This is a genomic window from Mesorhizobium helmanticense, from assembly GCF_003034915.1.
Lineage (GTDB): Bacteria > Pseudomonadota > Alphaproteobacteria > Rhizobiales > Rhizobiaceae > Mesorhizobium > Mesorhizobium helmanticense.
In genome coordinates this window covers 101384-107757 of the sequence record NZ_PZJX01000058.1, presented here as the reverse complement: position 1 = coordinate 107757, position 6374 = coordinate 101384, and the positions used below count along the sequence as shown (strand labels likewise).

Genomic DNA, 6374 nt, shown 5'->3' with positions numbered 1-6374 from the left:
TAGCAGCCAGCCGGTTCGGATCGCCTGGCGCTCCCGAACGTTTCTGCGGCTGTTCTCTCGCTAAGGAAAATCTAGCCGGTGGGCAGCGCTCGGCTTGCGTCTTCAAGTCATTGAGATCGGTCGACCGCCATCAACTGGTCCGGCTTGAAAGCGGCGTGTTGAGGGGTCCAGATATCACCCTCGCGATTGAACCAGTTGCAAAGGTACATGCCGGAGGCAGCATGATCGTTGATCGTCATGTTCGGGCCGCCGGACTTCAGTTTGACGACATCTCCCGTTTTGAAACTGTCCGCCATGATGTTCCTCCCAGGGACTTCAAACAAAAACATCGAGAGGTAATCACCAATGGCGCCCATCGACAAGCAGTGGTTGCATCGCAAGGATGATGATTGTGCCGCCTGTGCGCTAATTGTGCGGTTGCAGCAATGTCCGCTGCGTCTCTGGCACGTGTGACAATCGCGCGCTCGGGATGTTCCTGTGTTCAGCTCTTGCAGACCGCGTGACGCGGCCTAGCCTGACAATCATCTTTCCCCCGCTGCCGAAACTGCGGCAGATATCGCGCGTTGGATGAACTGGTGCTCCAAAAAACTAAATTTCTGTGGATTTAGCGACCCAATTGCCCTTTAGCATTGCTTGGGCAGCAAGGCAGCAAGGCAGCGCATACAGGTGTTGTCGCCCAGATGTGTTTTGATGGGCCCTGGGAGCTTCGGAAAATGGCACATCATCTGCGCAAAGCAATCTTTGGCTTAACGGCGCTCGGACTAGCAGCGTGCCAATCGGCGCCCCCAGAACAATCGCCACCGTCCGCGCCAGCGTCGTCTTCCGCCGCCACGCCTAGTGCCCCAGCAATTTCAGACCAGCCGGCCACAGTCATTCCTCCTACCAAGGCTGTTCCACCCAAGTATGCAGCATTCTCGGGAATTTGGGTTGGACGACTGGAGGGAATGGATGAATCCAAGCTGACGGTCCAGACTGTTGCTGCGAATGGAAAAGTGACAGCTGCTTTTGCTTGGGGGATGCTAGGCGACAATTTTCCGGGAGAGGCCAGCGGTGCTGGAAGAATAGCAGGGACTACGCTCAAGTTAGGCCGCCTCCCGAATGGCGCGGATCTCAGCTTCGTGATGCAACCCGACGGGGTGCTGGCCGGAACCGTTGCGCTTGCCGGCCAGCACTACACTGGGACATTCCTCAAGCAATGAAGTGTTCCCGGCTTCTTGGCGAGCGTCGCAAAGGCTGCGTTTGCTCTAGCGGATGCCTTCCACGGGCCGAAAGGCCTTCATTCTGGATGCATTGCGCCAGCGATTTCGGAAGTAGGCTGCCGTGGCAAACCAGGCCGGCGAGCTAGGCGTCCCCAGGCCCGAACCGGACCAGCCGTGCAAAGGATGGTCGCGAGCCCTGCCGCCGCGAAAAGAGAGATGTTGCGCAATGCTGCCCCACGAAGCGGGCAATTAGATATAGATAAGTTAAAGGCAACTGTGGTGTGTTATTACGCTGAATTCTCGGTGCGGATACGAGATCGATGGATCAGGAAAGACTTCTAGCCGCAGTCCTCTTAGCTGATGTCGTGGGCAGCACGCCCCTCTATGAGCGCATCGGCGACGATGCCGCTATGCAACAGGTCTCGAATTGCCTGGACGCGATGCGCGAGATCGTCGCCCGGCACGGCGGTGATTTCATTCATTCGAAAGGCGATGACGTACTCAGCCTGTTCGAGAGCCCGGAGGCGGCGCTGAGGGCCGTCTGCCAAATCAGCTGCAAACTGACGGAAGGGCCGTTGAGCGCCCGTATCGGATTGCATTTTGGGGCGGTCATTCGCATGCGGGGCGAGGTCTTCGGTGACGTTGTCAATGTCACCGCAAGGTTGTCCACCACGGCCAACCCCGGGGAGGTGCTGATCAGCCAGAGCTTCTGCGAAGCCCTTTCCGCGGGGAGCCGCAGTGGCTTGCGGCTCCTCGACAAGATGGCCTTGAAGGGGAAGCAAGAACTCTTCGATGTCTATACCCTGTGGAGCGACGATGGGCCCCTCAATACTCAGATCACCAGCCGGGGCACCATTATCGAAAAGCGATCCGCCTCGCCGCAGCAGATCAATCTGGTCATCCGCTATGGAGATCAGTTGCGATCCTGTCGAAATAACGAATTCGTCACCATCGGCCGATCTCCGGAATGCAATATTGTCGTCCAGCGGCCGTGGGTTTCAAGGCACCACGCGACCTTCACTATTTCGAATGGCAGGGCCCGGCTTGTCGAGCGAAGCTCGTCGGGCACATTTGTGTCGATGGGACCCGGCCATGAAGTATTCGTGCGCCGCGAAGATATTCTCCTCTTCGGCTCCGGCGTCATCTCGCCTGGACTGAGGCCGTCCCTCGGCGACGCCCAGGTTCTTCACTACGAAATTGTCTCAGACTGACCCCTGCCGGACTCGTTGGCTGATCTTACCCGGCTTCAGGCGGCCGCGACGATCTCACCGCTGGCGGCCTCCCTCATCCGTTCGACCGATGCGCCCAATTACTGAAAGTGAAATTCACATCTTGTAGGCGCAACCGACAGCCTGAATTTTGAGATAAAGAGCAGAGAGAATCTTTGGCGTATCTAGGACAGTATCGAGCCACTGCGAAGACCGCATTTCTGGTCACGCTGGGTGCTGTTCTCCTGCTAACCCTCTCGCCTGAGTGGCTTTGGCAGATGCTTGGTGTCGCCATCACCCTTGGTCACAACAAGCTTGATCATGCCGTTGCGTTTGCCGTGCTGGCGACCACCGGATATTTCGCCTGGCCGGACAGTAGGGGAAAGCTGACTTGTCTCCTCATCCTGACCGGCGCAGTCATCGAGGTTGTTCAAGGGCTTCAGATGATTGGTCGCGATCGTGACGCCTGGGATTGGGCTGCCGATTGTGTCGGTATGGGTCTTGGTCTGCAAATCGGGAACTGGATGAGCAACTTCACCGTCGCCCTGAGATATGACAAGCGAAAATCCTTGTAGCTCAGGAGCGAGTCGCGGCAGGGTGAATGCTCGTAGTCGATCGATCCGCGAAACGCATTGGAAACAATGCCTGGTAACGGTTGCTTCAAACCGCTTCTCGTAGATAGAAAGTGGCGACTCCGGCTCAGGGGTAGGGGTTACCTGTAAAGTCGGAGCCGCCTGCGCGGCCACTGACAGAGACCGCGCTGTCCTATTCTGAGACAGCGCGGTCTACAATTAGTTAAAGCTAATGGGCTTGCCGCGCGACGGCGCTCCCCTGTCGAACTGTCAAATCGCACCAGTTGTGTCGGCCGACCGCATTCTACCACACGTGTGTACAGCAGCCTTGTTGGACGTGGCCGGAGTGGATGACGGGCCATGTGAGAGCAGCAGACCGATCGTGGGAACTCGGAGCCAGGCCGCATTGGCGATCTTCGGCGGACGGACCTGTTGCCATAACGTCGCATCCTACCACCTCAAAGACTTTTGGGCGGAACAGGCGCCCAGCGAGTTCGTTAACGCTCGGATTTCGAGACAAGGCGAGCAGTATTTGATGAGAGATTTAGCCGGCACGGTCACCATAATTGCATCCATAGCTGTGGCAATTGTTCTGGCTCTCATGGTCCCAAAGGGGCTTCATGACCCAGCAGATAATCCAATCGTGAGCGCGGATAGCGCATTGCCCTCAACGGCCATTCAAGGACCTTGACCAAAGGTACGTGACGGAGCCCGACTGCGGATGAGACGCTCGTTCACTTACGCCTATTGCGGCTTTTAGAAGGTTGGCAGCGACTAGTGATATTCCGACACGTCAAGATCGGAAATGGACCGCAGAACCAACGGCAACCGACTTCATTCTCCAAGCCAATCCCCGCTTGGAGCAGTCATCATGAAGACGCTGGCTGAAACTGCTAGGCCTTCAGCCACCGTCAGCACTGGGGATCGATCTCGACCAGGCGGTGTGCGGCCTCGACCAGACACCGCTGCGCGCGTATCCTGCTGCACAACGCCATATTCTCTGCCAGCATTTCTTCTGCGCGTTCAAGCGCGAGCTCGGTCCGCTTGATGCGCTCCCTGGCATCGGCCATCGCGCGTCCGTGGGGGTCCATGGTGTTCATCACGATTTACTAACTCATGGTGGACCGGATCGTTCCCTTATGGCCTGACCCGTCACTGGCGGCATGTTTTCTTCCGAGCGCTCTTATGGGTCGGAACCGGTGTCAGTGGGGCGGGCTCGCGGGCGGCCGTGAACTGACCCGACCCGCAAGGGTTAAACATGAGAGAGTCTTGATCTTGCGGTTGCGACACGGTTTTGAAGAGAGATGGCGATGAGTATCATCCTTAAAGTCCACGGCGCATGGCGGAAGCGGTGGCGAAAGAGATCGGCGACAAGGTCCGGATCGAGGAGATCATGCCGAAGGTGAAGAAGCGCTGGAATCCGCAGCAGTTCCAGTGATGGTTAACTTGGATGAAGCAGGCGAGCCCGGAAACTCATATACCTTGTCTTGATCATCCATGACCCGGATCCAATTGGGCTCCGAAATGTCTTGCTCGGCTTTGTGGGCAGCTTGGCTCGGTGTCCATGCATTGAGGATGCGCCATGTGACGACGTCATCGTGGTGCATTTCATGAACTAGATACTTGGCCAAGCGTTGCCTCCCGTTAGTCTCGTCACGAACGGTACAACACTTGGCTATGGATAAAGGTTCCTCGATCGAATGGACAAACGGTTCGGCGTCGCTTTAACCAGCGCTCAGCAAGGAGCAGATGGGATGCAGCGACGGCAGGCCGCAGCCCCCGCAAAAAGCCTTGCAGCCCACCGTCTATTCCTAATACGCAGCTTGCAGGCTGAAAGTTTCAGGGAAGAATGGCCGGCGCCGCTTGGGGGCCGGTGGGGTAAACCTAGCGCCGGCCTCGCGGGGGTCCGCAGCAACGAAAAGCGTGTGGTGCGATAATTACGTGATGGCGTAAGTGGGCAGGCTTAACGCGGTCACTAAACCAGATTAGCGATTTTTCGCGGCCCTGAACTCCGCTTCCCAAGGCAGCGCATCGAAGTCAGGCTTATAGCCGTGCGCGCGGTAGACAGCTTGGTCAAGATAGGTGTGTCTGGGCCCCACCGATACGCAAACAAATGGCGGAGTACCTGGGCACCGATAAAGACCAACGGTTTTCAGAGTAGTATCGTCCATTGGTCGCAGGGTTCTCACAGCTCTTTGACTGTCGTAGCCATCTGTTCGATCTTGGGTTCGCTGCCTTCTGGCGACGATTGCATCGCGGTGGTTTGGGGGTTAGTGCGTGCTTTTGCGTCCGCAGCGGGGTTCCGCCTGAAGACGAGCCTGACGAAGAGCGCGAAGTAGCCGACCTGCAGAAGAACTGCTGTGAGGGCGGTCCAGGCCACAGCTATACGAACCGAGCCTGTTGCCTCATAGGTCCAGGCCCCGATCACGCACACCGTAACAACCATTCCGACAAGAAACTGCGGAAAGTACATCGCCCCCATTCCCCAATGGTAGGGCGAGCTTTTCATTATTTTAGCGATTGCGCAAGTATGGGTCGGCGTAGCGCCGGACTGCTGGAGCGAAAATGGCCGGCGTCAGTTGGCGGGGGTGGGGTAGTTGGGGTTCGACGCCGGCCAGACGGAGTTTTTCAGTTCCGTAGCTCCAATAAGGTAGCAGTTGGGGCACCGGCGCGTATGGCGTGATCGCGGAAGGAGACCCGTCGAACCAATCGATCAGCGCTTTTTTGACAAGCGGTCGAAGTTCTTTTTCACCCGCCTACTCGCTGGCTGATCTGGTCCAGATCCGAACTCGAATTTCCGACCTGCAGAAAATGCTTGATCAGGAGACCAAGGAAAACGCCGAACTCGGGATGGCGGATTTCGATGTCCTGGCTATCCATCTGCAGATCGATTCCAGCCTGAGGCTGACCCCGAGGCTGACCGACGGGCTCGGGGCGACGTCGCGCTGAGTGGCGCTCCGTCGACCAGATAATTCAAGCACGCCCTCACGGGGGGCGAAGCGGACATTTAAGGACACCCCGGCATTAGGAATGCGCCTAGAGGTTGGAGTTTATAGAGTCGGAATTTCGTTGTAAATCAATATCTTAGAATGCATAATTGGCGGAGAGGGAGGGATTCGAACCCCCGATGGGCTTGCACCCATGCCGCATTTCGAGTGCGGTGCATTCGACCACTCTGCCACCTCTCCGCGGTCATGGTCCGCCGTTGCCGGCGCGGCGCACTAGATAACGGCTGGACAGGCAGGTTACAAGGCCCAATCTGCCCGATATCAGGCATCTCTGCGGGCCGTAGAGTTCGTCCTTCGATACCTGCCAGCGCCTATGCCAATGCCATTGGCTTGCCTTGGGCAAAGCCGCCGGCTTGCTTTGCGCCGTTTGCCTTGACTTCGACGCAA

At 57.4% G+C, this 6374-nt stretch carries 7 protein-coding genes and 1 tRNA gene; 4 read left to right on the top strand and 4 right to left on the bottom strand.

Features of this window, described 5'->3' with window-relative positions:
- Positions 1-107: 107 nt before the first annotated feature.
- On the bottom strand, positions 108-239 hold the full coding sequence (locus C9427_RS30320) for a YodC family protein (protein ID WP_245437221.1): 132 nt from the start codon (positions 237-239) through the stop codon (positions 108-110).
- A gap of 705 nt (positions 240-944) precedes the next feature.
- On the opposite strand from C9427_RS30320, the gene C9427_RS34265 reads away from it, so the two are divergent.
- From C9427_RS34265 to C9427_RS30305, 3 genes are all read left to right on the top strand, one after another.
- Positions 945-1199, top strand: coding sequence for a hypothetical protein (locus C9427_RS34265; protein WP_167434542.1), 255 nt, complete (start codon positions 945-947; stop codon positions 1197-1199).
- 320 nt (positions 1200-1519) lie between these two features.
- Entirely contained in the window at positions 1520-2410 is an 891-nt protein-coding gene (locus C9427_RS30310; RefSeq protein WP_107652690.1) for an FHA domain-containing protein, read from the top strand.
- Between the two features lie 275 nt (positions 2411-2685).
- The gene (locus C9427_RS30305) at positions 2686-2982 is read left to right on the top strand and encodes a VanZ family protein (RefSeq protein WP_107652705.1); all 297 of its coding nucleotides are present in this window, start codon (positions 2686-2688) and stop codon (positions 2980-2982) included.
- 908 nt (positions 2983-3890) lie between these two features.
- Here the strand turns inward: C9427_RS30305 and C9427_RS30295 are convergent.
- Both C9427_RS30295 and C9427_RS30290 read right to left on the bottom strand, forming a co-directional pair.
- A complete protein-coding gene (locus tag C9427_RS30295; RefSeq protein ID WP_245437220.1) occupies positions 3891-4079 on the bottom strand; it encodes a hypothetical protein in 189 nt (62 codons plus the stop codon).
- A 1085-nt stretch (positions 4080-5164) separates the two neighbouring features.
- Complete coding sequence (locus tag C9427_RS30290) at positions 5165-5452, bottom strand: exopolysaccharide production repressor protein (RefSeq protein ID WP_107652703.1); 288 nt, start codon at positions 5450-5452, stop codon at positions 5165-5167.
- Between the two features lie 206 nt (positions 5453-5658).
- On the opposite strand from C9427_RS30290, the gene C9427_RS33920 reads away from it, so the two are divergent.
- Positions 5659-5928, top strand: coding sequence for a hypothetical protein (locus tag C9427_RS33920; RefSeq protein ID WP_146172611.1), 270 nt, complete (start codon positions 5659-5661; stop codon positions 5926-5928).
- 149 nt (positions 5929-6077) lie between these two features.
- On the opposite strand, the gene C9427_RS30285 is transcribed toward C9427_RS33920, so the two are convergent.
- Positions 6078-6167 (bottom strand) — tRNA-Ser (locus C9427_RS30285).
- Between the last annotated feature and the right edge of the window lie 207 nt (positions 6168-6374).

What these genes read in the sequence shown, in the direction of transcription:
- C9427_RS30295 (WP_245437220.1), bottom strand. Translation starts at nt 4,079, where the DNA reads ATGAACACCATGGACCCCCACGGACGCGCGATGGCCGATGCCAGGGAG.
- C9427_RS30290 (WP_107652703.1), bottom strand. Translation starts at nt 5,452, where the DNA reads ATGTACTTTCCGCAGTTTCTTGTCGGAATGGTTGTTACGGTGTGCGTG.
- C9427_RS30320 (WP_245437221.1), bottom strand. Translation starts at nt 239, where the DNA reads ATGACGATCAACGATCATGCTGCCTCCGGCATGTACCTTTGCAACTGG.
- C9427_RS30310 (WP_107652690.1), top strand. Translation starts at nt 1,520, where the DNA reads ATGGATCAGGAAAGACTTCTAGCCGCAGTCCTCTTAGCTGATGTCGTG.
- C9427_RS30305 (WP_107652705.1), top strand. Translation starts at nt 2,686, where the DNA reads ATGCTTGGTGTCGCCATCACCCTTGGTCACAACAAGCTTGATCATGCC.
- C9427_RS34265 (WP_167434542.1), top strand. Translation starts at nt 945, where the DNA reads ATGGATGAATCCAAGCTGACGGTCCAGACTGTTGCTGCGAATGGAAAA.